Origin of the sequence: Shewanella kaireitica, assembly GCF_023284045.1 — a bacterium.
Lineage (GTDB): Bacteria > Pseudomonadota > Gammaproteobacteria > Enterobacterales > Shewanellaceae > Shewanella > Shewanella kaireitica.
Genome location: NZ_JAKIKQ010000010.1, coordinates 72,653 through 98,775, shown reverse-complemented (window position 1 = coordinate 98,775; position 26,123 = coordinate 72,653). Strand labels below are relative to the sequence as shown.

Here is a 26,123-nt window from a genome sequence, read left to right as displayed (position 1 = left end):
AAATTCCTTATGCATACAAAAATTCTCGGTACTGGTAGTTATCTACCGGTACAAGTGCGCAGTAATCAAGATCTTGAAAAAATGGTGGAAACCACCGATCAGTGGATAGTCGAGCGTACAGGTATTTCTGAGCGCCGCATTGCCGCATCAGATGAAACTGTGGCAACAATGGGTTATCAAGCAGCAGTCAAAGCTATTGAAATGGCCGGTATTGATGCAACTGAAATCGATATGATTGTTTGCGGCACAACCAGTGCAAGTAATGCTTTCCCTGCAGCCGCTTGTGAAATTCAAGCTATGTTAGGTATTCATACCATCCCAGCGTTTGATATTGCAGCGGCTTGCTCTGGTTTTGTTTATGCACTATCTGTTGCTGATCAATATGTAAAATCAGGTGCCGCGCGTAATGTACTAGTGATTGGCGCTGATGTGTTATCACGTTTATGTGAGCCAGAAGACCGATCGACAATTATATTGTTTGGTGATGGAGCTGGCGCTGCAGTTGTTGGGGCAGCGACTGAGCCGGGTATTATTTCTACGCATATTTATGCTGATGGCCGCCAAGGCGATTTGCTTAAGTGTTCTATACCGCCGCGTAAAGGGGAAACCTCTGAAGCTGTGGGCTATATGACAATGAAAGGTAATGATGTGTTTAAAGTTGCGGTTACGCAATTATCTCACGTCGTGACTGAAACATTACGTCAAAATAACATAGAAAAGTCTGATATTGATTGGTTAGTGCCACATCAAGCTAACTTTAGAATTATTAAAGCTACCGCAAAGAAATTAGACATGAGTCTTGATAAAGTTGTACTGACTTTAGCTAAGCATGGTAATACGTCCGCAGCCTCTGTGCCGATTGCACTTGATGAAGCTGTTAGAGATGGTCGGATCCAGCGTGGTCAAATGATATTACTCGAAGCCTTTGGTGCAGGATTTGCCTGGGGAAGCGCTTTGGTAAAGTTTTAACAGCCGTATTAACGGCAAGACGTAAATTGGAAGGTATTTGAATATGGAAAACACCGCTTTTGTATTCCCAGGGCAAGGCTCCCAAGCTATAGGCATGTTAGCTGAATTGGCTGAGTCCCAACCTGTTGTTGCTGAGACATTTGCTCAAGCTAGTCAGGTTCTCGGTTATGATTTATGGGAATTAGTACAACAAGGCCCCGTTGAGACGCTTAACGAAACCGATAAGACACAACCCGCTCTACTCGCGGCAAGTGTCGCTATTTATCGTGCTTATATCGCTTCTGGTAAGACATTACCGAGAGTAATGGCAGGACATAGCTTAGGCGAGTACTCTGCGTTAGTGTGTGCGGGTGTGATTGACTTTGAAGCGGCAATTAAATTGGTAGAGCTTCGTGGTCAGCTCATGCAGCAGGCGGTACCAGCGGGTACAGGTGCCATGTTTGCAATCATCGGTTTAGACAATGATGCTATTGCTAAAGCGTGTGAAGAAGCTTCACAAGGCGACGTGGTCAGCCCTGTCAATTACAACAGCCCTGGCCAAGTTGTCATCGCTGGTGAAAAAGCAGCAGTAGAACGCGCTGCGGCATTATGTAAAGAAAACGGTGCAAAAATGGCGGTTGCTTTGCCAGTCAGCGTACCGTCTCACTGCCAGTTAATGAAACCTGCTGCAGACAAACTTGCGATCGCACTTAATGATATTGAGTTCAGCGCTCCTTCAGTAACAGTGATCAATAATGTTGATGTTGCCAGCCCAATTGCTGCGCAAGAGATTAAAGAAGCGTTAGTTCGTCAACTTTACTGCCCAGTAAGATGGTCTGAAACTGTTGAACTGATGGCATCGCAAGGTATTACTGATTTGTTTGAAATTGGACCTGGAAAGGTATTAACAGGGCTCAGTAAGCGTATTAATCGTTCACTAACAGCAAAAGCAATTAACGATGCTGCGTCTTTCGCTGCATTGACCGAATAAGGAAATCTGATGAGCATAAGTTTTGATTTGACAGGTAAAGTAGCCCTTGTAACAGGCGCTAGCCGTGGTATTGGCCGAGCAGTTGCAGAAACATTAGTGTCTGCTGGTGCTGTAGTTATTGGTACTGCAACCAGTGAGCGCGGCGCAGAAGCGATCCAAGCTTACTTGGGTGATAATGGCCATGGTCTTGTTTTAAACGTGACCGATGGTGACTCTGTTAAAGCCTTGTTCGCAACGATTAAAGAAAAAGCAGGTGATGTTGACATTTTAGTTAATAACGCCGGTATAACTCGTGACAATTTGTTGATGCGAATGAAAGATGATGAATGGCAAGATATTGTTGACACGAACCTGACATCATTGTTCCGTACTTCAAAAGCGGTCATGAGACCTATGATGAAAAAACGTCACGGACGCATCATCAATATAGGCTCTGTGGTAGGCACCATGGGCAATGCAGGCCAAACTAACTATGCGGCTGCTAAAGCTGGTTTGATAGGATTTACAAAATCTCTTGCAAGAGAGGTTGCATCTCGTCAAATAACAGTGAATGCTATTGCTCCTGGATTTATCCAGACAGATATGACAGATGAGCTGACAGAAGACCAGCAACAAGCTATCATGTCGCAGGTGCCAATGGAAAGGCTTGGTCAGGCGCAGGAAATTGCTAACGCAGTCCTCTTTTTAGCGTCAGACTCTGCCGCTTACATCACTGGAGAGACTCTTCATGTGAATGGCGGCATGTACATGGTTTAAAGGGAACGACAGGCTATTGCCTCCTTAGGGAGGTGATCTGCATCAATAGTGAGCCAATTTTGTGGTTAGACCACAAAGGTTAAGCTTGCAATGTCTGTCAAATTCAATAAACTACTCGAAATCTTGCGCAAGTGCGTAATTTGAATAGGAAAGAAAACAATGAGCAACATCGAAGAACGTGTAAAGAAAATCATCATCGAGCAACTAGGTGTTAAAGAAGAAGACGTTAAATCAGCAGCATCTTTCGTTGACGATTTAGGTGCAGATTCTCTAGACACTGTTGAATTGGTTATGGCTCTAGAAGAAGAGTTTGATACCGAGATCCCTGATGAAGAAGCAGAAAAGATCACTACTGTTCAAGCAGCGATCGATTACGTTTCTAAGAATCAGTAATCTAGAATTTCTGAAAACAGGCGGCATTTATGCCGCCTGTTTTTGTTTCTGAAAGCCGCTGGTTGATGTAAGTCTTAAAGCAATATTCTCCTCGCTTCCGCTACAATATACCAATCAGACTAGGCTCATGAAGCTGTTGGTAGTTCAATTCGATAAGTACTATCATAACAATTCATTTTTAATAAGATAAAGGTGATAGCGTGTCTAAACGTCGTGTCGTCGTAACTGGCTTAGGCTTAGTTAGCCCTGTGGGCAATACAGTAGATTCTACCTGGAAGTCTCTTGTTTCAGGTAAAAGTGGGATCGCACCCATTACCAAATTTGATGCTAGCGAGTTCACAACTCGTTTTAGCGGTTCTGTTAAAGACTTCGATGTCGAGCAATACATGTCACGTAAAGACGCTCGTAAGATGGATCTTTTTATTCAATATGGCATGGCTGCGGGGATCCAAGCAATGGATGACTCTGGTCTAGAGATGGATAAACTGGACCCTACTCGCGTCGGAACCGCCATTGGTGCGGGTATGGGCGGAATGCCGTTGATAGAACAGAACCACGCAGCATTATTGAAAGGCGGCCCACGTAAAGTGTCACCATTTTTTGTGCCGAGTACCATTATCAATATGATTTCAGGTCACCTGTCGATTAAATACGGCATGACTGGACCTAACTTTGCGGTGACTACAGCTTGTACGACAGGTGTACACAATATTGGATTTGCAGCGCGTACTATCGCTTATGGTGATGCAGACGTCATGGTTGCAGGCGGTGCAGAAGATGTGACTTGCCCATTAGCCGTTGCGGGTTTTGGTTCTGCAAAGGCACTATCAACTCGCAACGATGATCCACAAGCAGCGAGCCGTCCGTGGGATAAAGACCGCGATGGTTTTGTGATTGGCGACGGTGCTGGTGTGATGGTCATGGAAGAGTATGAGCATGCTAAAGCACGTGGAGCGACCATTTATGGTGAGCTCGTTGGTTTTGGTATGAGCGGTGATGCATTTCATATGACGTCGCCACCAAGTGACGGAGCGGGCGCTGCAGCTGCTATGGTCAATGCCATTAATGATGCAAAAATTGCTCGTGAAGCCGTCGGCTACATTAATGCCCACGGCACGTCGACTCCCGCGGGTGACAAGGCAGAAGCTGCAGCGGTTAAATCAACCTTTGGCGACCATGCTTATGATTTAGTGGTTAGCTCGACTAAATCAATGACAGGGCACCTTCTAGGGGCTGCAGGCTCGCTAGAGGCCATTGTGACGCTATTAGCCCTTAAAGACCAAGTCATTCCGCCTACTTTGAACTTAGACAATCCAGATGAAGGTTGCGATTTAGATTTTGTACCGCATACGGCGCGAGATCTTAAGTTTGACTATGGCCTGTGTAACTCTTTTGGTTTTGGTGGCACTAACGGCTCACTGCTATTCAAAAAAGTTTAGTCAAAACTCTTTCGTTAGAAAGCGCCTTTTAGGCGCTTTTTTTATGCCTAAATCTCTCCCGTAAACTGCAATTAAAGCGGTGAGATTAACAGGGAGTATATTGCAGATTAACCTTACTTAACCTTTCAATTTGTTACTGGTATAACCAGTTGTCTAGGTAGATACTGCGCACATAGATAGCCATACAGTATTTAAGGACTCAAATTGATAAACCCACTTGTACTCCCAGTCATGTCGATATTGGGAATGATGACTGCAAACCTTAATGAACTCGTCAGGGGCGAGAGCGCTCATTGGCACCCCAAGCTTGTTATTGGCGTAAAAACTTTCAATGCAGCAGCTGCTGGCTTTGCTTTTATTTGGTTTGGATTGCTAATTACCGCTATTTCTATTAGCGATGAATATAGTGTGGCATCTGGCGTGCTTGTGCTGGGGTTATTTCTAGCAGGCATTTTAGCTTATGGGCTGATTAAAGGTGCCAAATTCATAGGCAGTAAGGCGCAATTATGGCTTTACCGATTATCGGTACCAATTATGGCAATAGGCTGTTATTTGGTCGCTCAGCTTGGTTAGTTTTAGCACCATTTCTATACTAGTTTTGGTTCTGGGTTTTCATAGCGAGTCGGAGCGTTGCAGGTTCAACGAACTACTCAGCATATAAGAGTGGCGATAATATTATAGAGTCCCATTAATGTGTTGCTAGGAAAAAGGGTGTAAACTGACTGCTTAAATTACTTCCCTATGAGGTCGATATGGCTGGAACTGATAGACTGCTCACATTACGATTTTTGGCTGAACCTGCAGATGTAAATTTTGGCGGTAAAGTCCACGGCGGGGCGGTCATGAAGTGGATCGATCTCGCGGGTTACGCCTGTGCGGCTGGCTGGAGTGGTAAGTACTGTATCACTGCTTATGCGGGCGGTATTCGATTCGTAAAACCTATCTATGTCGGAAACATAGTCGAGGTCACTGCTAAGGTGATTTATACTGGTAGATCGTCAATGCATCTTGGAATTGATGTTAAAGCCGGCGACCCTAAAGGTGCTGAGCGACACCTTACAACACACTGTGTTTTGATTATGGTTGCCGTTGACGATGAAGGACAACCTACGCAAGTGCCTGAGTGGGTTCCCACTACTGCAGCTGACATAGAGCTACGTGAATCCGCAGTACGATTAATGGAAATGCGCAAGAAGATAGGTGCAGAAATGGAAGCTCACGTCACTTTATAGACTTTGCTCAGTCTGACTAAATAATAAAAGCTAGCGTATCGCTGGCTTTTTTTATTATTGTTTAGAGACTTTTTTGTTTAAGCCAACCACAGTAGAATACTTTAAAACAATATATAACTAGAAATATAAATCTAAATCTAACTCCCTACAAATAGGAACACCAATGGCTAAAGTTGCATTTATCGGTTTAGGTGTCATGGGTTATCCCATGGCTGGACATCTCGTTAAGAATGGCCACCAAGTAACGGTATATAATCGAACCGAAGCTAAAGCTAAGGCTTGGAGCGAAGAGTTTTCTGGACAATATCATTCAACCCCAAAAGCGGCAGCGCAGGGGCAAGATATTGTATTTGTTTGTGTTGGCAATGATGACGATTTGAGGCAAGTCACATTGACTGAAGATGGCGCATTGGCGGGTATGAGTGCTGGTGCTATTTTAGTTGATCACACTACAGCTTCTGCCGATGTTGCCAGGGAGATAGGTGCAGCCGCTAGCGACATGAAAATTGGTTTTATTGATGCGCCAGTTTCGGGTGGTCAAGCCGGCGCTGAAAACGGTGTACTAACCGTGATGGCAGGTGGCAATATTGAAATATTCGAAAAGGTAAAGCCTGTAATCGATTCCTATGCTCGCTGCGCTGAGCTTCTTGGAGATGTAGGGGCTGGACAGCTAACCAAAATGGTTAATCAAATCTGTATCGCAGGAGTGGTGCAGGGGCTTTCTGAAGGGCTGCATTTTGCGCGCAGTGCAGGACTTGATGGCGAGAAAGTGGTCGAAGTGATAAGTAAAGGTGCCGCCCAATCATGGCAGATGGAAAATCGCTACCAAACCATGTGGCAGGGCGAATACAATTTCGGTTTTGCTATCGACTGGATGCGCAAGGACTTAGGCATTGCGCTGGAAGAAGCGCGTCGTAACGGTTCACATCTTCCGCTTACTGCGTTGGTCGATCAATTCTACTCCGAAGTGCAGGCGATGGGAGGCAATCGCTGGGACACCTCTAGCTTACTTGCAAAGCTAGAGAAAAATAGACGTTAGCTTTTAGCTTGATATAAAAATGGACTGCCTAGGCAGTCCATTTTCAGTTGTAAACTTCAATAAGCACCTATTCAGGTTCTACAACGATATGTTCGAGTTCAACTGCGGCAACTGCATGTAATGCATCCATAGTCGCACCCACTAAAGAAACGCTGCCTTTTGAGGATTCGATTAACACAGCGCGGTTTATCTCGCTGAAATCACGGTTATGGCGAGCCATATTGGATAATGCCATTTGCATTGGCAACATCGATGGATTAAACGCTGCATTTTCAGCGTAACGGCCTGAGTAGGTTACACCGTCTTTAGTCTCTAAAACCACAGCGGCATAGTTCTTAGTGTAAGGTGCGTAGCTTAACCCCGCATGATCGACAGCTTCAATTATCATCGGATCTGAGCTATCAAAGCTCAACTCATGCTGCTGCTTGGTTAGCAAGGGCTCTGTGATATTCAGATCTGTAGGACCAAAGGCATAGGGTAGATAATGCGATAGTGGTTGAGTTTTTTGTTCGGGAAGATGGATGTTCACCTTCTGGCCTTCAACCAGCTCATTCATAAATTGGCGGCAGTGACCACAGGGTGAAAAGTTAACGATGACATCTTCAATCTGACGTTCGCCACTTAACCAAGCATGGCTAATCGCACTTTGTTCTGCATGAACGGAATGAAACAGTGCTTCACCGGCAAGTTCAAGATTGGCTCCCATGTAGATGTCGCCACTCTTGCCTTTAGCAATGGCGCCTACATAAAATTCACTGATAGGTACCCTTGCAAGTGCTGCTGCTATTGGTAGCAGTGCTAGTAACAAATCTTGCTCTGCTAACTGTGATGCCGTTTTAAGCTCTTCAATTTGCTGTGCATCGAGATGTCCGGCAAAGTCTTTATCTAGCATAGGCACGATAGCCTTCGCTAAAGCTTCTGGTAAATTAGCTATGCTTTTTAGAAAACGGTCTTGCATATGCTACTTCCTTTTATTTAACGCTAATGAAATGTCATTCTAGTAAGCTTGTTACATCTAGAATGCGACAGAGATCGCACTTTATCACCTGAAAACCCTAAATGCTTCTAAGATAATGACATAAAGCTTGGAGTAATTTTTGTTTTGATTCATTTTGCTCTGTTTCTTCAATGATATTTTCCAATCTGATCATGTAATCAGGATCATTGAGTCTTGGTTGGCAAAACTCTCTCCAGCGTAATAGCTCAGAGTCATTTAAGGTTTCTGGGTAATTACGAGCACGATACCTAAATAGCATCTCAGGTAAGCGTTCATCATCAAACGTTAACTCCAATGCCGCTAGGTTCATCGGTTTAGTATTACGGATCATCTCCATCTTCGCTTTGTCAGCGTGACTAAAGAAGCCACCGCTGTAGAGTTGAAGATCAGGATCGGTTATTTCGCGATCAGACTGCTGATCAAACACTGCGACCAGTTTTTCGCGGATTTCCGGGTGCAGCCTTAATTTTTTGTATTGCTCTCTGGCAAATGCTTTATCGATATCTAATCGAGCAGCATTGTCATCGGTGAGTGTTTTGGCTCCAGCTAGAAAAGGACTCTTGTTGATATGGATCTGCTTTAAACCGATAGGCAGTTCATCTTCCGCTAAGTCATCACGTCGTGTATACATGCGCTCACGGATCTGCTCAGCGGTTAGCTCTATCAATGGCGTGACGTCCATCGCTAAGTTTACGCAAATAACCGCATTCTTATTGGTGGAGTGATAGGCCAGAGGAGCTATTAGCGTTGTACAGCCATTTAGTGCACTGATTTTAGAACTGACATGCACTAAAGGCTTCATCTCCAGTACATCGATTAACTTAGACACTTCTTGCTTTTTGCGCAGGTTAAAGTAGTAATCGAACAGTTTAGGTTGCACTGATTTTATCAGTTTAGCCATGCCAATCGTGGCATAAACATCAGACATCGCATCATGGGCTTTTTCATGGCTAAGACCATTCGCAACAGTCAATTGTTCTAACTTAAAGCTTGGCGAGCCATCTTCTTTTTGTGGCCAATGAATTCCATCAGGTCTGAAAGCATAACAAGCGCGGACTAAATCGATAATATCCCAGCGACTATTACCGTTTTGCCACTCCCTTGCATAGGGGTCAAAAAAGTTACGATAAAAGCCATAGCGAGAGACCTCATCATCAAACCGGATCGAGTTATAACCAACCACGCAGGTATTCTCTTGACTAAACTGTTGATGCACTTTCGCCATAAACTCGGCTTCAGGTGTCCCTTTTTGATTCGCTAATTGCGGGGTGATCCCGGTAATCAAAATGGCTTCAGGGGAGGGAAGATAGTCGTTCGCGAGCTTACAATAGAAAGTGACAGGTTCTTCAATGATGTTGAGATCCATATCTGTTCTAACGCCAGCAAATTGCGATGGCCTGTCTTTGGCTGGGTTCGCGCCGAATGTTTCATAATCGTGCCAGAAGAGGGTGTTTTGTTTTTTCGAAGGCATAAAATAGTGGCTATCAACTTCTATTAAGTGGATTCATCATAGCACCGTGTTAGTGTGGTTGTCTTAACTTCAGCATTAGAGTGCTTTACTTGCTTGAATTAACGTCAGTTTGATAACTAGCACCGAAAAGTTAAAGCAAGTACAATAAGCACTGGTCTATGAGGTGCTGTATGTTTGAACCGCTGTTAATCCAACCGCAAATTATCGAAATTAGTCATCAATCTAAATTAGTCTTTTCTCTCTCCAAACAATTTGGCGACTTTAGCGCGCTGCAATTGCAGTCGGGTCCGATAGTCGAAGTTGTGGTTGTGGCGGTATCTGCAACGAAAGCCTCGTTGATGGTTAGAATACACCCTTACTTGTCATTATCGGTTCGTGAGCTGGATATTGCAGTTGAAGCTACAGATTGCCTTACTCGTTCAGTAGGTCAGGGCTGGAGGCTGTTTTCAGCCCTAGGTACCTCGCCAAAACTTTGCGCTGCGCAACTTGGAGCAGGGTTGACAGTTGCTGTTAAATTTAGCGACATATGCCATTTTAATATTGTAGAGGCGGTGAAATGGAACCTTGTGGCTTTGGAAGCCGATTTTAGAATTGGACATATCGCTAAAGAGATCTTGTTAGCCAAACATATCATTGCTCGCTCTGTAGATGTTGAGCATAGCGCTGAAAGTCTGTTGGTTGAAATTAGCGAATTGGAAAGTGTTCGATTTGAGCTCACTCGGGCAAATAAAGAGAAGGAACAACAAGAATTCAGTAAGCTCGATGCTGAACTTGTTAGAAAAAGGCAATTGTTGAGCCGTCAGTATTCGCAGTTATTGGAACGGCCAAGTCTAAGCCAGGCTGCTAACCAATCTATAGAGCAGGAACAGTTAATTAGGCAGTTGGCATATTATCAAGTACTTGCCCCAATTGAACTGAATGAAATAGTAGAACAACTTATGACAGACGGAACAAACGGTTCCTTTGCATTGGAGAATAAACAATGATTTACCGTTGCCCTATATGTGAACAAGCATTAACACTACAAGACAAAACGTGGTTTTGTGCAGCGAATCATCGATTTGATAGAGCAAAAGAGGGTTATGTAAACCTATTGCCGGTGCAGAAGAAAAAGTCGAATGATCCAGGTGATAATAAAGAGATGATGTTTGCTCGAAGAGAGTTTCTCAATAAAGGATACTATCAAGCGCTCAGTGATAATGTTAACAAACTGGCCAAAACCTATCTAAAAGAAGCACAGTATGGCCTCGATATAGGTTGTGGAGAAGGATATTACTCAAGTCGTTTAGCAAAAGAGTTGGGTGATGATTTTTCTTTGTTTGGGTTAGACATTAGTAAGTCTGCACTTAAATATGCTGCAAAACGCTATCCTGATATTGCGTTCAGTGTCGCAAGCTCCTTCGATATGCCATACGCTGATGATAGTTTCGACTTTATGTTAAGGATCTATGCGCCGTCGTTAGAGACTGAGCTGAAGCGAGTCATAAAGCCTGGTGGAATACTTATTACCGTGTGTGCAGGCCCACGACACCATTTTGCTTTAAAAGAATTGATTTATGATACGCCAAAGGAACATACCCAAGATGCATCCAAGATTGATGGGTTTGAGCTAATCGACCAAAAGCGACTGGAAAGTACGTTACATTTGCCAAACGAAAATGATATTCGTCATTTTTTGCAGATGACACCCTATAACTGGAAGCTAACCGATGAACAAAAACAAACGCTATCGGCCACAGGCTTTGAGTGTGAACTCGATTTTAAAATAGAGGTTTTTAGAGCTTTATAGCGGCCATATGCGTATATGTGATGGTTTTTAACGCCTTTGTTGTGTTTGTATGTCGAGCTTGAAGAAAATATTTAATCACTAAATCTACAAGCGCCCGATATTTAAGTAAAAACACTAAAAATAATGTCTAGAATGTGTGTTGACATCTCCTGAGAATGGTTTATAGTGTTTGCAGCTTGAAGGTTAGGGCTTATTTTTATGTGTTCAATACGACAATGTTCGTCCTGTTAACATTAAGTAAACCGGCATTTTCCAGCTTTACCGCCGTTAAGGCTTTAATTTATATTTACAGGATTCAATATTATGTCTCAAGTTACTGGCGTTGTTAAGTGGTTCAACTCTGATAAAGGTTTCGGATTTATCGAGCAAGAGTCTGGCCCAGATGTATTCGTACACTTCCGCGCTATCAACTCTGACGGTTTCAAAACTCTTGACGAAGGTCAAAAAGTTCAGTTTACTGTTACTCAAGGTCAAAAAGGCCCACAAGCTGAGAACGTAACTGTAGTTTAAGTTACCAGCTTGATTAGCATCTAGCTAATCGCAAAAAGATTTCGAAGAGCCGTAGTTTACTACGGCTCTTTTTTCTTTGTGTTATTTTTAAACTATTTCATTCGCCACGCTAGGCCTTGGCGGTTTATTTAGCTGTTTTTACTAACACTCTCCCAAAGTCGCTTCTAATCTCTTTACTTATCAGCTATAGCTTTCATCCTTATAACCTTTAGCCTGCAGAGTTACATACCAGTTATACCAATCAGCATAAGAAGTCTATCTATTCGGGGTGACTAGATGGTTAACACACGCTGCGCTAAATGAAATAGGCATTGCGGACCTATGTAACAGCTCTAGACTGTTCAGCGCTCTACAGGCGTTTTAGATTGATTCAATAAAGAGGATTACTGGTGAGAGAACATCGCTGGCCCAGAGAACCAGCGCTACGGTGGGGTTTATTTAAGAGAATAGTTTATCTTCTAAAGTGCGACCTTTAAGTATGGCTTTGTATTGCCAACTGTTTTGTTTGAACAAGGTAAATAATGCACTTTCTATAGCATAATCTTCTTCACTATTGTGCTTGATTAAAAACTCATTATGCTGCTTTTTTTCTATTGAACTTATATCTGCTAGCTCCATAACCCCGTTTAGTAATTTTTCGCTATCACATTGCTGCATCGTTAACGTTAGGTACTGACTTTGTTGGCTGTCATCCATGGACACAGACTGTGTCAGTTGCCCAAGCTCTAAATAGAGCACTTGGCCACAAAGCTTTTCAAGCTCATCTAAGTTGTGAGAACTGATGATGAATGTAGTCTTGCTTGAAAGCTCTCTGACTAATTCGCGGATCTTCTTTGCATTTGCAGGATCCAACCCCGCGGTAGGTTCGTCGAGCAATACTATCTCTGGTGAACCTATCAGTGATTGAGCGATAGCGACTCGTTTTGCCATACCATGGCTTAACGATTTTGGTTTTTGAGAAGCACTGCCCGCTAAATCCACCAATGATAAAACTCGCAAAGCTTCTGATTTAGCTTCTTTCTTGGAGAAGCCTTGTAAAGTACCAAATAATATCAGCTGAGTGAGAATATCAAAGTTAGGATCAAGGGTGGCATCTTGAGGTAACGAAGCCACACGGCCGAGGAGGGCTGCGTCACCAGGCTTATGTCCTAGCAGGCTCACCTCTCCAGTGGTAGGTGTAATATAGCCGCACAATAAGCTAAACAGCGTCGTTTTACCAGCACCGTTAGGACCAACTAATGCAATGGGAGCGCCTGCATCTAAGGTTAAATCGACTTGCTTTAGAGCTTGCTTGCTGCCGTATGATTTAGACAAATCTTTACATTCAATGAGTCTCATATCGCGCTCCGTTTAATATAAATACGACCAAGTAACAGAAGCACTAATGTTTGTAATAACGCGACTGGCGCATAAGCAAAGCTACCTAAGCCTTGGGTATTAATCATCAGTGAAATCTGTGAACCAGGTAAGATCCATTTCAGCTCACTAATTATGGGTAGGTAATTGTTGATGATTGCGATTGTTATCGACATCGCCGCCCAGATGAGAATGGCATAGATGGTTGCTTGTCTTGCAGAGTTGGCATAGAGAGATAGTATCGCCATTAATGCTGTATAAGGAAGCAGTACAATGACTAAGTTCACTATAACTAAAGCACCACTGCCGATAGCTGGCATTAACAGTGTCGCCTCTCGACTAACTGCTAAAACAATCGTGGCTAATACCGTCAGAGATACCAAAATGGTTTGAATGGTCATATGACCAATGAAGCGGCCGAAGAAAATACTCTCTCTACTCGCTCTGAGAGTTAGAAAGCGAAAGGTACCACGGGCTTTATCGGATGAAAATTGATCGGCGGCAATAAAGATACTGAACAACGGAAATAGGTATAGCGCTGCAATCCAGTAGATCGCAAGTTCAGCTACTGACCATTTAAATAATTCACTGACCACCTCTGGTCCAAACAAGCCTTCTATTAAGGCTTTGTAGTCAGGACTGATGAGAAACTCAGAGGCTCCGCGGATAGGGTAGAGTAATATAAGTAACCAAACTAAGGAGAATGCAGCGAGGGCTATCACTCCTCGAGGGTTGAAAAGCATTTTTTTTACTTCGAATTGTGCGAGTAACAACATGTTCCTCATGTTACTGCTTTGCTTACTATTTTCCAAACGAATCCCTTAATCAATGGATTTTTCAATGGCTAACAGGTTAACACCTCAATGGGCAGGCGTTAACCATTAGTTAGTGCTTATGGATTAAATATTATTTAGGTTTTTATTGGCTATTTATTTAGAAACTGTTGAATAAGAGCCTTTAGTTCACCGACTTCTGCTTCGAGTTTAGACACCCTACCTTCGAGCGCTGTTGGAGAAGAAGTTTGCGGTGTTGTATCCTTGTTTACTATTGGATTCGTGTTGAGTTCTAACTCTTCGGTTGTGAACAATTGGCTGTAGCGTGCTTCTCGCTTACCGGGTTCTTTTGCTAAGAGTGCGACGAGAGGAGAGTCCCTGCGGGCGAGTTCAATAAGTGCATGCTCAACTTCACTGACATCGTTAAACTCATGCAGTCGATTACTTCGAGTTCTTAGTTCGCCTGGTGTTTGTGGACCGCGTAATAGCAGTAGGCAAATGATGGCTAGTTGTGCAGGATTTAATTGTAGGTCGCTAAATTCTGTATTGCAGAAACGGTGCTTATATTTTACTACGCGGCTGCCAAAGCCTGATTGCTCTGAAATAAGACGCTTTTTAGCAAGGCTATCGAGTGTATTTTGTACTTCCGATTCGCTTAAGCTAAGCACGGGTTCTCTACTGGTTTTTTGATTACAGCCAGAGGTCAAACTATTGAGAGATAAAGGGTACTGTTCGGGTGTAGTGAGTTCTTTTTCCAACAAAACACCGATAACACGTGCTTCATGTTGCGTGAGTTCCATATTGATCCCTTAATAAAAAAGCATGACTTTGTTATAACAGAGCCATGCTTCAATGCAAAGGGGTTGAGCTTCGGTTACCTATAACTGCGGTATTTATAGCCGTTTAGGCAAACGAAAAGTTACTCGACTAAACGGATCCCATCGGGAGCGATAGTGATTTGCTGTTTCTTATATAAACCGCCAATACTCTTTTTAAACGCTTTTTTACTCATTGAAAGTTTGGCGTAGATAACTTCAGCATCGGTTTTATCATTGAGAGGTAAAAAGCCGCCAGCTTGTTTTAGTTTAAACATGATGGTCATAGAGTGTTTATCTAACTCTTCTTTAACGCCTTTTTGTAGCGAAAGATCTATTTTTCCATCGCTTCTTACTCGTTTGATAAAGCCTTTAATCTTTTGCCCAAAGCTTAAGCGAGTAAAAACTTCATTCTTATACAAAACGCCCCAATGGCTATTATTAACAATTGCTTTGTAGCCAAGATCAGTTGTACCACCAATGATAAGGCTAACTTCTTCGCCTTCGGTGTATTTAGGCTCTTCTAAGTCTAAAAAACGGTCAATTTTAGAAGAGGCTACAATGCGATCATCAACGTGACTGGTATAGATATGAACTAAGTAAGACTTTCCTTCCTCAATCTCTCTATGCTGCTCACCAAATGGCAATAGCAGATCTTTGTCTAACCCCCAATCTAAAAATGCACCGTACGGCCCATTAACTTTAGCTTCTAAAAAGGCAAATTGGCCAACTTGGCCAAGCGGTCGACGAGTCGTGGCAATAATCATGTCTTGTGAATCTAGATAGAGAAATACACTAACCATGTCCCCAACATGACACTCCTTTGGGACTACTTTGCTTGGCAGCAACACTTGGCCTAAGTCTTGTGCATCTAAATAAACGCCAAATTCAACTTCTTTGACGACTTCAAGCCTGCAGTTTTTTCCTATCTCAATCATGTTTATCTCTACTTTTTACTGGGACGACTAACTTCTGCAGCGATTATAGTGGAATTAACTTAAATATGCTTTAGCCACATAGCGATAATAAAGAGAAGGTTTGAATTTGGTTAAATGAAAGTAACCCTTAAAGGTAGTGTTTTGAAGTATTGGGGATAGTTTGATGCAATAGCAATTACATCGCTAATATTCTCAATGTTAAGCTTGATTTCTTGTGCGTCTCAAGGTTTAATTGCGCGCCCTAAAACTTGGTGTTAATAGACTGATATACAGTGTGGTTTTACTGGGGCCTGTCAGCCGTATCGGCGGACAGAATGCGACGGTTAATTTTAAACATGTGTATATACATGCTATGTTTATTGGCAGGTAAACTAAGCCAAAGTGCGTCTGAAGACAAAGCGCGCTGTAGTCGCTAATAAAACGTGGTCATTGGATTCATTGAATGACACAAAATCATAAGATGGTTAAATGCAGCGGTTAGCTTCATTTAGTATTTCATAATTTAGATAGACAGGTTAGGAAAAATATGAGCAATTGGTCTATTGATGATGCACGAGCAAGTTACAATGTAAACTACTGGAGCCAAGGCCTTTATGGGATTAGTGACGAAGGTGAGGTTACCGTTTCACCCGATCCGAACCGCCCAGATTGCAAGATTGGTTTAAATGAACTTGCTAAAGATATGGTTAAGGCAGGTGTTGCTCTACCTGTTTTAGTTCGATTCCCACAAATACTGCATCACAGAGTCAATAGTCTGTGTCAGGCGTTTAATCAGGCCATTCAAAAGTATCAATATGAAGCTGATTACCTGTTGGTTTACCCAATTAAAGTGAATCAACAGCAAACTGTTGTTGAAGAAATCTTAGCCAGTCAGGTGGAAAAAGAGGTGCCGCAGCTTGGGCTAGAAGCGGGCAGTAAACCTGAATTGCTTGCAGTATTGGCGATGGCTCAAAAAGCCAGTTCGGTCATTATTTGTAATGGTTACAAAGATAAAGAGTACATTCGTTTAGCATTGATTGGTGAGAAGCTAGGGCATAAGGTTTATATTGTCCTAGAGAAAATGTCGGAGCTTAAGGTAGTACTGGAGCAAGCTAAAGAACTAGGTGTAACTCCAAGACTTGGTTTGCGGGTAAGGCTCGCATTTCAAGGTAAAGGCAAGTGGCAAGCAAGTGGTGGTGAAAAGTCTAAGTTTGGACTATCCGCTGCGCAGGTACTCAAAGTAATAGACCAGTTACAACATGAAGACATGTTGGATTCATTGGAGTTGCTGCATTTCCATTTAGGCTCTCAAATCGCCAATATTCGAGATATTCGCCAAGGCGTGAGCGAAGCTGGACGTTTTTACTGTGAACTAATGAAACTTGGTGCCAATGTAAAATGCTTTGATGTAGGTGGTGGACTCGCAGTCGATTACGATGGCACGCGCAGCCAAAGCAATAACTCTATGAACTATGGCTTAACTGAGTATGCAAATAACATCGTTAGCGTGCTAACTGATATGTGTAAAGAGTATGAGCAACCGATGCCGAGAATCATCTCTGAATCGGGTCGTTACTTAACTGCGCATCATGCCGTGCTACTGACCGATGTTATTGGCACTGAGTCATATAAGCCTGAAACCATTTTACCGCCAAGCGAAGATGCGCCGCTATTGCTGCAGAATATGTGGCAGTCTTGGACTGAAGTGAGTGGAAAGGCTGATCAAAGAGCACTGATTGAAATATTCCATGATTGCCAAAGTGACTTAACCGAGGTGCACTCTCTTTTCGCGCTTGGACAGTTAAGCTTGGCAGACAGAGCGTGGGCTGAACAAATTAATTTACGAGTCTGTCATGAACTGCAAGGCAGCATGAGCTCAAAATATCGTTACCACAGACCAATCATTGACGAACTTAATGAGAAGTTAGCCGATAAGTTTTTTGTTAATTTTTCGCTGTTTCAATCACTACCCGATGCTTGGGGGATTGATCAGGTATTCCCGGTAATGCCTTTATCCGGGTTAGATAAAGCACCTGAACGCCGCGCGGTGATGCTTGATATTACTTGTGATTCAGATGGTATTGTTGATCAATATGTTGATGGACAAGGCATTGAAACAACACTGCCGGTACCTGCCTGGACCCAAGAGAGTCCTTATCTTATTGGGTTTTTCCTCGTAGGAGCCTATCAAGAGATTTTGGGTGATATGCATAACCTGTTTGGTGACACTAATTCTGCTGTGGTACGAGTGGATGATAATGGCCGTCGTAATATTGATTCGGTACTTGAAGGTGACACCGTCGCTGATGTGCTTAGATATGTGAACTTGGAAGCGGTGTCATTTATGAGAACCTATGAAGAGCTCGTTAATAAGCATATCGTTGAAGATGAACGAAGTAATATACTTGAAGAGCTTCAGCTAGGACTAAAAGGCTATACCTATCTAGAAGATTTCTCCTAGCATAGCGTATGATTGAGTGTTGCTAGACCAGTGTTGATCATACTCAGCGCTGGTCTTATTTTTTATCCTGAGCAGAGTGGTTAGATGTTTTTTGAAGGTTCAGAAAAGAAAATAGAACTTCGAGTCAAGCAAGGCAACGCTTCGCTTCGCCGTTTTAGTCGTGACTTTTGGGAGCAAGGCTTGGCACTTGCGGGCGCAGACATTCTGTCGGTCTTATCGAATAACGACTGTGACGCTTATGTGTTGAGTGAGTCTAGCCTTTTCGTTTGGGATAACAAAATACTGCTAATTACCTGTGGCAATACGAATCTGGTCGAGGCGGCTGTGTTCTTGATTGACGAGGTTAACGTCGACAGCATCGCTTCGTTTACTTACCAACGAAAAAGTGAATTTCTGTCTCACCTGCAGACAACCCGATTTGAAGATGATTGTCAGCAGTTAAGAACGAGATTGAGTGGCACAGCGTATCGTGTTGGTCATTTAGATGGTCATCATCATTATCTTTTCTGCAGTGAGAAAGCCGATACGCTAAGTCGCAGCACTAGCTTACTGATGTACCATATAAAGGGTGATATAGCAGACTACTTAAGGCAACCGAATCAAACTAAGGCGCAAATATTAGCGCTGTTGCAGTTACCACAGTTGCTGCCGGAGTTTGTGTTTGATGATCACTTGTTTGAACCGTGTGGTTATTCAATAAACGGTTTATATGGTGGGCAATTCTTGACTATGCATATTACCCCACAAGAACATAGCGCCTATGTCAGCATAGAAACGAACTTGAATTTTGAACAATACTCGTTCAATATATTCGCCAGTATGTTAAACATATTGAACCCTTGTAGCTGGGATATCATTAGCGTCAATCAACAATTATCGGCAGACAGCTACCCTGTACATATCGAAGTGGCGTGTTGCGAACTTGCGCTTAATGCGGCTAATTCTTTTAATTATAAACATTATATTCAGCCTGTTAGCGAAGAACTAACGGCTGCAGTAATTTAAGTTTGACCTTTTACGGAGCTTCTATGACCACTATCGCAGATAAACCCGATTATTCGCTTTACTCAAATGCATTTGGCTACTTAAGGCTGCCTTTAAATTTTAGCCCGTTAGAGAGTGATGCTGATGTAGTCGTGTTAGGTTTGCCTTTTGATATGGCTACAACCGGGCGTTCCGGTGGCCGTATGGGGCCTGGCGCTATCCGTCAAGCATCAGTGAACCTTGCTTGGGAAGAGTTACGTTGGCCATGGCCGTTTAAACTGAGTGACCATATTAAAGTTGTTGATGCCGGCGATCTTGTTTATGACTGTGGAGACTCAGCTGATTTTACCCAACGAGTTGAAGACTTCGCGACTGCAATCGTCGATTCAGGCAAAGCGATGCTCAGTTTTGGTGGTGATCATTTCGTTACCTTACCACTGCTACGAGCTCACTATAAGAAGCACGGTAAAATGGCGTTGCTTCATTTTGATGCCCACACTGATACTTATAGCCAAGGTAGTAAGTATGACCACGGGACAATGTTTTACCATGCGCCGAAAGAGGGCATTATTGCTGCTGAAAATTCAATACAAGTTGGGATAAGAACTGAGTACGATCAATCCAATCATCTGTTTCAAGTCATTGATGCCGCAGCCGCCAACGAACAAAGTGCTGCTCAAATAATTGCTCAGATTAAAGAGCGAGTTGGTGATATGCCTTTGTATGTCACGTTTGATATAGATTGCTTAGATCCTGCTTTTGCTCCAGGAACAGGCACCCCAGTATGTGGCGGGTTAACCAGCGATAAAGCGATGAAAATTATTCGTGGCTTGAATGGCATGAACATAGTCGGTATGGATGTTGTTGAAGTGGCTCCTGCATACGATAGTGCAGAGATCACTGCTTTAGCTGGTGCAACATTAGGCTTGGAGTTATTGCATGTTTGGGCTGATTCTAATGGTAAAGTTAAGTAAACTTACCGCAAGTAACTGAACAGCTTTTTTACAGGTAATATTTAAGGATTGGTCAATGTCAGAGTTAAGTGATATCAGGCGAGAGTACTCTTTAGGGGAGATGCATAGTGAGAATGTTCCTGATGATCCGATGGAGCTTTTTAACTCTTGGCTTGAAGTGGTAAAAGACTCAGAGATAAAAGATCCTACTGCCATGTCCGTGGCTACTGTCGATGAGCATGGCCAACCTTTTCAGCGCATTGTGCTGCTCAAAAGGTTTGGCGATGATGGTTTTGTTTTCTTTACAAACCTAGAAAGCCGAAAAGCTCAACATATCGCCATTAATTCGCAAGTTAGCTTGTTGTTCCCATGGCATACTTTAGAGAAACAAGTTGCGATAACCGGTGTCGCTGAGCCTTTGTCAAAAACTGAAGTGCTGAAATATTTTATGTCTCGACCTAAAGATAGCCAGATAGCTGCTTGGGTATCTAAGCAATCTAGTCCTATCTCTGCTAGAAAGGCGTTAGAGACAAAATTTGCCGAGATGAAAGCGAAGTTTGCTAAAGGTGATGTGCCACTACCAAAGTTTTGGGGAGGGTACCTTGTTAAGCCTACAAGTATCGAGTTTTGGCAAGGTGGTGAGAACCGATTGCATGACCGATTTATCTATGAAAGGTCAGCTGGTGAGCAATGGATTAAAAGCCGCTTAGCGCCGTGAAATCGTTTGTTTTGTTAACAATGCCACTTTAAAACAGTGGCATTGTTGTTTTAAATTAGGCAAACCTAACCTTTGTACTAGAATAATTTCATGTCATATGAAATAGATATTGCTGCTACTGGATAGTAGCTTGTGCTAAATTAGCGTTGATTGCTGTTTTGCTCGTTGATATCTATCACTATTTTCTCTAGAGGGAGCTACACATGAAAAGTGCCATTGCTGGATTATTGCTTATTCCGTTATCGTTTGTAACGTCAGCCGCTGATTGGAACGTCGCCAATGATGAGTCGAAGGTAAATTTTGTATCAATTAAAAAAGGCGACATTGCCGAGGTTCATCATTTTAAAACCATTTCAGGCATGCTCAATGAAAAAGGTGAATTTAAGTTAACGGTATCGCTAGCGAGTGTTGATACCAGTATTGAGATAAGAGATGAGCGCATGGGCTCGCTATTGTTTGAGGTAGATAAGTTTCCAAAGCTAACTTTGACGGCTCAAGTTGACACTAAACTGCTTGCTAGTCTTAGTGTCGGAGATTCTACTATAACCACAGTAGAAGGGCTGGTGGACTTGCATGGAAAAAAAGTGAAGCTTCCCTTTATGGTGAGTATTGCTAAGCTATCTGATAGCAACCTATTAGTTGCTAGTGCAGTGCCTGTTATTGTTAACTCAGACAGTTTTGGCTTGACGCAAGGTGTTGAAAAACTACGTGAGATAGCTGGATTGTCGGCAATTAGTAAAGCAGTGCCAGTTTCATTCATTTTGAATCTTAAGAAATAGAGATAGTCGATATCATTTAGCTTTAAACTCAGATAATATTCTTATTCAAAGAATTTTGCGGCTCCTTTGAGCCGCTCTGTCATTTATGCTAATTGCATATTTCGGATGTGATATGGTTACCGACAAAGACGGGTATATGCACCTCGTTCAGTATTTAACTGAGCATTTAGGTATATTTGAAAACTCGCAACAACAAGCTGTATCAGAAGATACGGTGATGGAACTATTTGAAGAACAACTCGCGGCTCAAATTATTATGGTTTGTGGTCAGAATCCTTCGCTAAGTTTTGCTCAACGGAATTTAGTTATCAGGGAGGTTGACTCAATTGTGTATGATCTTGAAGAGATCCTGGCACGAATTGCTGATCATAAAGCTACCGCTGAGCAAACGCTGTTTATTACAGAGTTTTCATGTTTAATTAAAAACTTGTTTGATCAAGAGATCGCCAAGCTAATGGCGGCGTGATAAAAGTTGTTTTTATATTTCGTTACAGAATTATCCCCATTGGTTCTTGTTGATGGTAGTAATAAGGCCTAGTGTTCAATAATGAATATGGGGAATTCGATGTTTTCAAACGTTAAGAGCTCAATTAACAAGCAACACTTAGTGGCTTATATTTGCCTGTTTGTTTTTTGGTTTTTCCTTCGTTTGTTTAGTCAAAATGCTTTCGACTTAGGCTGGGGTTTTTTCCCGCTCGTCATCTCATTGCCTTTTGTGCCATTTATCCTTGTATGGTTAGGGGTACAGTTTTTCCGAAACCTCAATCTCTATAAGCAGAGCTACCATAAACGATGGTATGCTGGTCACTGCGCTTGTACGGCTATATTATTTGCTCTTTATGTCCTTCATTTCTTTTGATCCCCGCTAAATTAATAACAACTTAACGGGTATTGATATCATTCTCTGTTCAGGTAACTGTCAGTGTTGAACTGCTAAGTTTAATTCGCGTACTGTTCTACTGTAAAAATCTAGTAGCCAGAGCGGTTTAGGCTGTTTTATTTCTCAAAATAAAGAGTGTCGCTTCAAAGACTGATGTTTCTTGCTATGATAACTCTAACAAGCTAAATATTGACGTAACTATACTTAGGAATTGTAATGCTAAAAAAAATGGGATGGTGCCTGTTGACCCTGATGACTTCATTATCAGTACAAGCTAATGATAAAGCGGTTATTGGATCGACTGCCGATATGTATGTCGGGCATGCTGAATTGCCCTATGTCGCAAGGATAGACACGGGCGCGGTTAACACTTCTTTGCACGCAATTGATCTTAAAGTTGAAGGTGGCAGTGCTCAAAACATGAAAGATAACATTGGTAAAATGCTGTCATTTACCACTGAAAACGGTCAAGGTCAGACTAAACGTTTGCAGGCCAAGATCGTTAAAACATCAACTGTCAGTAACTCTCAGGGCACCGAGACACGTTATATGGTTGACCTTGATGTCGGTTTTAAAGGCAAAGAGCGCAAGGTACGAGTAAACCTTCGTGATAGAAGTCATATGGACTATAAGTTGTTGATTGGACGTAACTGGCTAAAAGGGCGTTACGTAGTCGATGTATCAGATAAAAAATACATTGGCCCAGTTGCTCCAATTAGCATTGTTGAAAGCGGAATGATGTTTAAGACCCGCATAGACACTGGTGCAGTAGAAAACTCACTACATGCAGTGGACTTTAAAATTGACAATGAAGACACCGATATGGAGAAAAATGTCGGCAAGGTGATTCATTTTACAACAGAGAATGAGAAAGGTGAGTCTAAAGTCGTCAAGTCTCGCATTGTCGAAACATCACTTATACGCAATGCCCAAGGTAGTGAGGTCCGCTATATGGTTGAACTCAATATTGGTGAGGCTGGTAAAGAGTATAAAGTAAAAGTTAATTTACGAGATAGAAGCAAGATGACTTATAAGTTGCTAATTGGCCGCAACTGGCTACAAGGGCACTATATTGTCGATGTATCAATGTAGCCTAATGAAAATACATTTATAGCCACTAAAGGCACTCATGAGGAGTGCCTTCTTCGTGACTGACGCCATTAGACAACCGTGCTCAAAACGGCGACAAAAGCTGTATAGGCCTCTAAACAAGAGATAAAGAATAACTTATCTGAGTTTTATATTGCGCTTCAGGTTGTAAGCTTCTGATCTGAACTTTACCGTTAAACTCACTTTGTAACCACACTGACAACGTTGTAATAGCACCGTTGATCTCACTCTCGTTTATCTGCTGTTGCAACATATCTAACTGATTAGTAGTAAACCCTTTACCATTATCATAAACGGTTATGATCAACTGCTTTTGCTGTTTTGCCAAAATAAGTTTTATGCTTTTATTCGTTTGATGGTGTTCAAAAGCGTCCGTCAAGGTGTTGTTGATAATTCTATAAAACAGAACCAAGTAGTGCCAATGGATCCCATCGACAATAAGACGGTCGTCACTTTGGATCATGATGTCGATATCTGAGTCGACAAACTTTGGGCGTAAAAGCGCAATAATATGTTCTAACAATTGTACTAGGTCAATGGGTTTTGCTCCGTAATCTTGCGCTGATAGTAGGTACTCTAGATGTCTTAATCGTTCAGTTTGTGCGGTTAATTCTACACCAAAATCGGCGGCATTAAGGCTACCATTCGATAGACGATAAGCTTTGGCCGCAAGCTCATCCTGTTGTCTGAATATAGGTCGCACTAAATTGGCCACTAGTGTGGGGTAAAGAGCTTGATTATCTAATTTAACCTTTTCGTAGTTATACTCTTTGTTGATTTGAACTCTGGCCTGTAAAGACTCAAACTCCAATCGCTTATTTGTCTCTTCAAGCTTTTCAATGAATCGAATATTCTTTGATTTTTCTTGTCTAAGGATCTCAAACTGGGCTTTCTTCTTCAGTTCTAAGCTCTTAGTCTTGCTGATATCGAATGCAATGGTGCCAACTGATACCACTTGCTGTTCGTTATCCAAAATAGGGAATTTGGTGACTAAGTATGTATGCAATTTACCTTCACTTGGAAATGTTTGCTCATAACTAAGTTCCTGTTTTCTGTCTATTACGATTCGGTCGTTGTCGCTATTTACTTTGGCAACGTCTCTGGCCAGTACCAAATGATCTCTTACACCGATTATATTTTCACGTTCCAAGGCAACAGTTTTGCAGAACTGGTCGTTAACGAGTGTAAGTTCACCGGATATGCTTTTGATGAAAATAAGGTTATGTGCAGAATTAAGAATAAGATTAAGGTGCTCCTTACTCTCCCTTAAATCAGCTTGGGCAATTTGTTGTACTTCTAACTGTTTTTCTAATGCTAGATTTGTGGCATCTAAGCTGGCCAGTGCGATCTCTAACTGATGTGTGCGGCTGCTAAATGCTTTCGCTAACATGCCAATCTCATCTTTTCTGTTATTACTCTCAAGTTCAATCATTGCTGAATTGCTGTTATTCAACGCATTAACCATTCGACTTATCGGAGAGATAAATAGCTTATTTTGGATAATAAATAGCAGCATGAGCGCGGCTATTTGAATACTCACTAAATAAAGGCCCACTGTACTGGCTATCGATTTTGCACTGCTTTCTATTGTCGTCAGTGGCGTCACCAAAATTACTTTCCAGTAGGTTCCAGGCATCAAAAAGACACTGACGATGACTGGTTCTTCAAATTGTGGATCGCTTATCAATTCAAGGCTGCTAAGCAGTTGTACCTCTTTTAATTTGCTTTTGGCATTCTGGTTGATTAATGCAGTCAGCTTTGCGCGCTCCTGCGAAGGTACATTAGCGGTAACACTGCTAAGTTGCTCTGGGGTATAGGCACTATCAATATTGGCTTGTTTAATAAACTCTGCATCGATTGTTTCAATGACTTGTAGCAGCGGTTCAAAGGCAGCATGTTGCTGACTAAAGTCGGAGAAGGGCTTAAATAACTCTCCTCTAGCTTCATCATCAGCAATGTTTTGCGGAAGTTCAGGGTAGGAAAGCATTCGGTTCTGTTGATCAAGTGCAAAAACGTAACCTCTTTGTCCTGAAAGGGCAGTTCTAAAAAACTCATTAATACTAGCAAGTGCTACATCAACCGTAGCAACACCGATGAATTCATGATGCGACCACATAGGAACAGAGGCGGTGATCATTGGGTCTTGTGTGATTGGGTCTATATAGGACTTAGACCAATAACTCGTATCAGCAGGGTAATATTTTGTTGGAATATACCAGCTCTCTTGGGAATAACCTTGCACACCATCTTGATTATAGCCGTTGACTTTATGCAATTTACCACTGGCATTACGAGCCCAAAAATGGCTACCTTTTTTGTTCGTGAGTTTAGGTTCTGGCCAAACTCCTCCACCAAGAATAACCTCTTCTTGCCCCAACTGGTCAAGTAGCGCGGGTATGCTTCCATTAAGAAGAGAGGGGGAGTGTTGATACAACTCTCCAAGGGAACTAATGGATACTGCAAGGTTTTCAATTTTATTGGTTTTTTGCTGTAAGCTTGCGGTGATCGCTTTGCCTACATTTACATTCAGAGTTTGCTGGTTGTCTATTAGTCGATTAATTTCGATAGACTTAATAAACCAAACACTCGTTAGAATGATGATTGTGGCCACAGCAAGTTGGATGAACATGAATTTCATCGGTAAACTTTTGCGCCAGTCGGTCAGCTTTGGTGGACGGTTCTTGCCTTTCATCATGCTAAAGTTATGCTCGAATAGTGAGTAGCTGCCCTAATTAGCATCCATACTGTTTAAGGATAAAATTGAAACGATAGCTTAAGTATACAAGCCTAGTTAAATTTTTGTAAAACAATA

25 protein-coding genes are annotated in these 26,123 nt (G+C 42.3%); 18 read left to right on the top strand and 7 right to left on the bottom strand.

What is annotated here, in order from left to right; all coding sequences use genetic code 11:
• The first annotated feature begins 9 nt into the window (after positions 1-9).
• The 8 genes from L2730_RS13475 (at position 10) to L2730_RS13440 (ending at position 6,798) form a co-directional block, all read left to right on the top strand.
• Positions 10-969, top strand: a complete 960-nt coding sequence (locus tag L2730_RS13475; protein WP_248975064.1) for a beta-ketoacyl-ACP synthase III — start codon at positions 10-12, stop codon at positions 967-969.
• Between the two features lie 43 nt (positions 970-1,012).
• The gene (gene fabD, locus L2730_RS13470) at positions 1,013-1,939 is read left to right on the top strand and encodes an ACP S-malonyltransferase (RefSeq protein ID WP_248975063.1); all 927 of its coding nucleotides are present in this window, start codon (positions 1,013-1,015) and stop codon (positions 1,937-1,939) included.
• Positions 1,940-1,948: 9 nt separating this feature from the next.
• A complete protein-coding gene (gene fabG / locus L2730_RS13465; RefSeq protein ID WP_020913114.1) occupies positions 1,949-2,695 on the top strand; it encodes a 3-oxoacyl-ACP reductase FabG in 747 nt (248 codons plus the stop codon).
• A 159-nt stretch (positions 2,696-2,854) separates the two neighbouring features.
• Positions 2,855-3,088 carry an acyl carrier protein gene (gene acpP, locus L2730_RS13460; protein WP_011496723.1) on the top strand — a complete coding sequence of 78 codons (234 nt, stop codon included), beginning with the start codon at positions 2,855-2,857 and terminating at the stop codon, positions 3,086-3,088.
• A gap of 200 nt (positions 3,089-3,288) precedes the next feature.
• Positions 3,289-4,527, top strand: coding sequence for a beta-ketoacyl-ACP synthase II (gene fabF / locus L2730_RS13455; protein WP_248975062.1), 1,239 nt, complete (start codon positions 3,289-3,291; stop codon positions 4,525-4,527).
• Positions 4,528-4,731: 204 nt separating this feature from the next.
• Entirely contained in the window at positions 4,732-5,100 is a 369-nt protein-coding gene (locus L2730_RS13450) for a hypothetical protein (protein ID WP_248975061.1), read from the top strand.
• Between the two features lie 179 nt (positions 5,101-5,279).
• The gene (locus tag L2730_RS13445) at positions 5,280-5,759 is read left to right on the top strand and encodes an acyl-CoA thioesterase (RefSeq protein WP_248975060.1); all 480 of its coding nucleotides are present in this window, start codon (positions 5,280-5,282) and stop codon (positions 5,757-5,759) included.
• Between the two features lie 163 nt (positions 5,760-5,922).
• Positions 5,923-6,798 carry an NAD(P)-dependent oxidoreductase gene (locus tag L2730_RS13440; RefSeq protein WP_248975059.1) on the top strand — a complete coding sequence of 292 codons (876 nt, stop codon included), beginning with the start codon at positions 5,923-5,925 and terminating at the stop codon, positions 6,796-6,798.
• 67 nt (positions 6,799-6,865) lie between these two features.
• Here the strand turns inward: L2730_RS13440 and cdd are convergent, their stop codons facing one another.
• Entirely contained in the window at positions 6,866-7,756 is an 891-nt protein-coding gene (gene cdd, locus L2730_RS13435; RefSeq protein ID WP_248975058.1) for a cytidine deaminase, read from the bottom strand.
• A gap of 97 nt (positions 7,757-7,853) precedes the next feature.
• The gene (sbcB, locus tag L2730_RS13430) at positions 7,854-9,266 is read right to left on the bottom strand and encodes an exodeoxyribonuclease I (RefSeq protein ID WP_248975057.1); all 1,413 of its coding nucleotides are present in this window, start codon (positions 9,264-9,266) and stop codon (positions 7,854-7,856) included.
• Between the two features lie 170 nt (positions 9,267-9,436).
• Here sbcB and L2730_RS13425 point away from each other — a divergent pair, with 170 nt between their 5' ends.
• From L2730_RS13425 to L2730_RS13415, 3 genes are all read left to right on the top strand, one after another.
• Entirely contained in the window at positions 9,437-10,252 is an 816-nt protein-coding gene (locus tag L2730_RS13425) for a hypothetical protein (RefSeq protein ID WP_248975056.1), read from the top strand.
• Positions 10,249-11,055: a 23S rRNA (guanine(745)-N(1))-methyltransferase gene (gene rlmA, locus L2730_RS13420; protein WP_248975055.1), complete on the top strand. Its 807-nt coding sequence runs from the start codon at positions 10,249-10,251 to the stop codon at positions 11,053-11,055. Before L2730_RS13425 ends, rlmA begins: the two co-directional genes overlap by 4 nt.
• Positions 11,056-11,358: 303 nt before the next feature.
• On the top strand, positions 11,359-11,565 hold the full coding sequence (locus tag L2730_RS13415; protein WP_012155714.1) for a cold-shock protein: 207 nt from the start codon (positions 11,359-11,361) through the stop codon (positions 11,563-11,565).
• Positions 11,566-12,003: 438 nt separating this feature from the next.
• On the opposite strand, the gene L2730_RS13410 is transcribed toward L2730_RS13415, so the two are convergent.
• The 4 genes from L2730_RS13410 to L2730_RS13395 form a co-directional block, all read right to left on the bottom strand.
• Positions 12,004-12,903, bottom strand: a complete 900-nt coding sequence (locus tag L2730_RS13410) for an ABC transporter ATP-binding protein (protein ID WP_248975054.1) — start codon at positions 12,901-12,903, stop codon at positions 12,004-12,006.
• Positions 12,900-13,706, bottom strand: coding sequence for an ABC transporter permease (locus L2730_RS13405; protein ID WP_248975111.1), 807 nt, complete (start codon positions 13,704-13,706; stop codon positions 12,900-12,902). Before L2730_RS13405 ends, L2730_RS13410 begins: the two co-directional genes overlap by 4 nt.
• Positions 13,707-13,846: 140 nt before the next feature.
• Positions 13,847-14,494 (bottom strand): YceH family protein, encoded by a 648-nt coding sequence (locus tag L2730_RS13400; RefSeq protein WP_248975053.1) that lies wholly within the window; start codon positions 14,492-14,494, stop codon positions 13,847-13,849.
• A gap of 119 nt (positions 14,495-14,613) precedes the next feature.
• Positions 14,614-15,447, bottom strand: coding sequence for a CvfB family protein (locus L2730_RS13395; protein ID WP_248975052.1), 834 nt, complete (start codon positions 15,445-15,447; stop codon positions 14,614-14,616).
• Between the two features lie 526 nt (positions 15,448-15,973).
• On the opposite strand from L2730_RS13395, the gene speA reads away from it, so the two are divergent.
• From speA to L2730_RS13360, 7 genes are all read left to right on the top strand, one after another.
• Positions 15,974-17,887 carry a biosynthetic arginine decarboxylase gene (speA, locus tag L2730_RS13390; RefSeq protein WP_248975051.1) on the top strand — a complete coding sequence of 638 codons (1,914 nt, stop codon included), beginning with the start codon at positions 15,974-15,976 and terminating at the stop codon, positions 17,885-17,887.
• Between the two features lie 84 nt (positions 17,888-17,971).
• The gene (locus L2730_RS13385; RefSeq protein ID WP_248975050.1) at positions 17,972-18,892 is read left to right on the top strand and encodes an S-adenosylmethionine decarboxylase proenzyme; all 921 of its coding nucleotides are present in this window, start codon (positions 17,972-17,974) and stop codon (positions 18,890-18,892) included.
• A gap of 23 nt (positions 18,893-18,915) precedes the next feature.
• Positions 18,916-19,845, top strand: coding sequence for an agmatinase (gene speB / locus L2730_RS13380; protein WP_248975049.1), 930 nt, complete (start codon positions 18,916-18,918; stop codon positions 19,843-19,845).
• Between the two features lie 55 nt (positions 19,846-19,900).
• Positions 19,901-20,542, top strand: coding sequence for a pyridoxamine 5'-phosphate oxidase (gene pdxH / locus L2730_RS13375; RefSeq protein ID WP_248975048.1), 642 nt, complete (start codon positions 19,901-19,903; stop codon positions 20,540-20,542).
• Between the two features lie 203 nt (positions 20,543-20,745).
• A complete protein-coding gene (locus L2730_RS13370; RefSeq protein WP_248975047.1) occupies positions 20,746-21,321 on the top strand; it encodes a YceI family protein in 576 nt (191 codons plus the stop codon).
• A 112-nt stretch (positions 21,322-21,433) separates the two neighbouring features.
• Positions 21,434-21,787 carry a DUF3802 family protein gene (locus L2730_RS13365; RefSeq protein WP_044555923.1) on the top strand — a complete coding sequence of 118 codons (354 nt, stop codon included), beginning with the start codon at positions 21,434-21,436 and terminating at the stop codon, positions 21,785-21,787.
• A gap of 630 nt (positions 21,788-22,417) precedes the next feature.
• Entirely contained in the window at positions 22,418-23,293 is an 876-nt protein-coding gene (locus L2730_RS13360; RefSeq protein WP_248975046.1) for a putative ATP-dependent zinc protease, read from the top strand.
• A 112-nt stretch (positions 23,294-23,405) separates the two neighbouring features.
• Here L2730_RS13360 and L2730_RS13355 read toward each other — a convergent pair whose 3' ends face one another.
• Positions 23,406-26,006, bottom strand: a complete 2,601-nt coding sequence (locus tag L2730_RS13355; protein ID WP_248975045.1) for a PDC sensor domain-containing protein — start codon at positions 26,004-26,006, stop codon at positions 23,406-23,408.
• Between the last annotated feature and the right edge of the window lie 117 nt (positions 26,007-26,123).

Coding starts and splice junctions, on each gene's coding strand:
- L2730_RS13475 (WP_248975064.1), top strand. CDS start 10: ATGCATACAAAAATTCTCGGTACTGGTAGTTATCTACCGGTACAAGTG.
- fabD (WP_248975063.1), top strand. CDS start 1,013: ATGGAAAACACCGCTTTTGTATTCCCAGGGCAAGGCTCCCAAGCTATA.
- fabG (WP_020913114.1), top strand. CDS start 1,949: ATGAGCATAAGTTTTGATTTGACAGGTAAAGTAGCCCTTGTAACAGGC.
- acpP (WP_011496723.1), top strand. CDS start 2,855: ATGAGCAACATCGAAGAACGTGTAAAGAAAATCATCATCGAGCAACTA.
- L2730_RS13445 (WP_248975060.1), top strand. CDS start 5,280: ATGGCTGGAACTGATAGACTGCTCACATTACGATTTTTGGCTGAACCT.
- L2730_RS13440 (WP_248975059.1), top strand. CDS start 5,923: ATGGCTAAAGTTGCATTTATCGGTTTAGGTGTCATGGGTTATCCCATG.
- cdd (WP_248975058.1), bottom strand. CDS start 7,756: ATGCAAGACCGTTTTCTAAAAAGCATAGCTAATTTACCAGAAGCTTTA.
- sbcB (WP_248975057.1), bottom strand. CDS start 9,266: ATGCCTTCGAAAAAACAAAACACCCTCTTCTGGCACGATTATGAAACA.
- L2730_RS13425 (WP_248975056.1), top strand. CDS start 9,437: ATGTTTGAACCGCTGTTAATCCAACCGCAAATTATCGAAATTAGTCAT.
- rlmA (WP_248975055.1), top strand. CDS start 10,249: ATGATTTACCGTTGCCCTATATGTGAACAAGCATTAACACTACAAGAC.
- L2730_RS13415 (WP_012155714.1), top strand. CDS start 11,359: ATGTCTCAAGTTACTGGCGTTGTTAAGTGGTTCAACTCTGATAAAGGT.
- L2730_RS13410 (WP_248975054.1), bottom strand. CDS start 12,903: ATGAGACTCATTGAATGTAAAGATTTGTCTAAATCATACGGCAGCAAG.
- L2730_RS13405 (WP_248975111.1), bottom strand. CDS start 13,706: ATGAGGAACATGTTGTTACTCGCACAATTCGAAGTAAAAAAAATGCTT.
- L2730_RS13400 (WP_248975053.1), bottom strand. CDS start 14,494: ATGGAACTCACGCAACATGAAGCACGTGTTATCGGTGTTTTGTTGGAA.
- L2730_RS13395 (WP_248975052.1), bottom strand. CDS start 15,447: ATGATTGAGATAGGAAAAAACTGCAGGCTTGAAGTCGTCAAAGAAGTT.
- speA (WP_248975051.1), top strand. CDS start 15,974: ATGAGCAATTGGTCTATTGATGATGCACGAGCAAGTTACAATGTAAAC.
- L2730_RS13385 (WP_248975050.1), top strand. CDS start 17,972: ATGTTTTTTGAAGGTTCAGAAAAGAAAATAGAACTTCGAGTCAAGCAA.
- speB (WP_248975049.1), top strand. CDS start 18,916: ATGACCACTATCGCAGATAAACCCGATTATTCGCTTTACTCAAATGCA.
- pdxH (WP_248975048.1), top strand. CDS start 19,901: ATGTCAGAGTTAAGTGATATCAGGCGAGAGTACTCTTTAGGGGAGATG.
- L2730_RS13370 (WP_248975047.1), top strand. CDS start 20,746: ATGAAAAGTGCCATTGCTGGATTATTGCTTATTCCGTTATCGTTTGTA.
- L2730_RS13365 (WP_044555923.1), top strand. CDS start 21,434: ATGGTTACCGACAAAGACGGGTATATGCACCTCGTTCAGTATTTAACT.
- L2730_RS13360 (WP_248975046.1), top strand. CDS start 22,418: ATGCTAAAAAAAATGGGATGGTGCCTGTTGACCCTGATGACTTCATTA.
- L2730_RS13355 (WP_248975045.1), bottom strand. CDS start 26,006: ATGATGAAAGGCAAGAACCGTCCACCAAAGCTGACCGACTGGCGCAAA.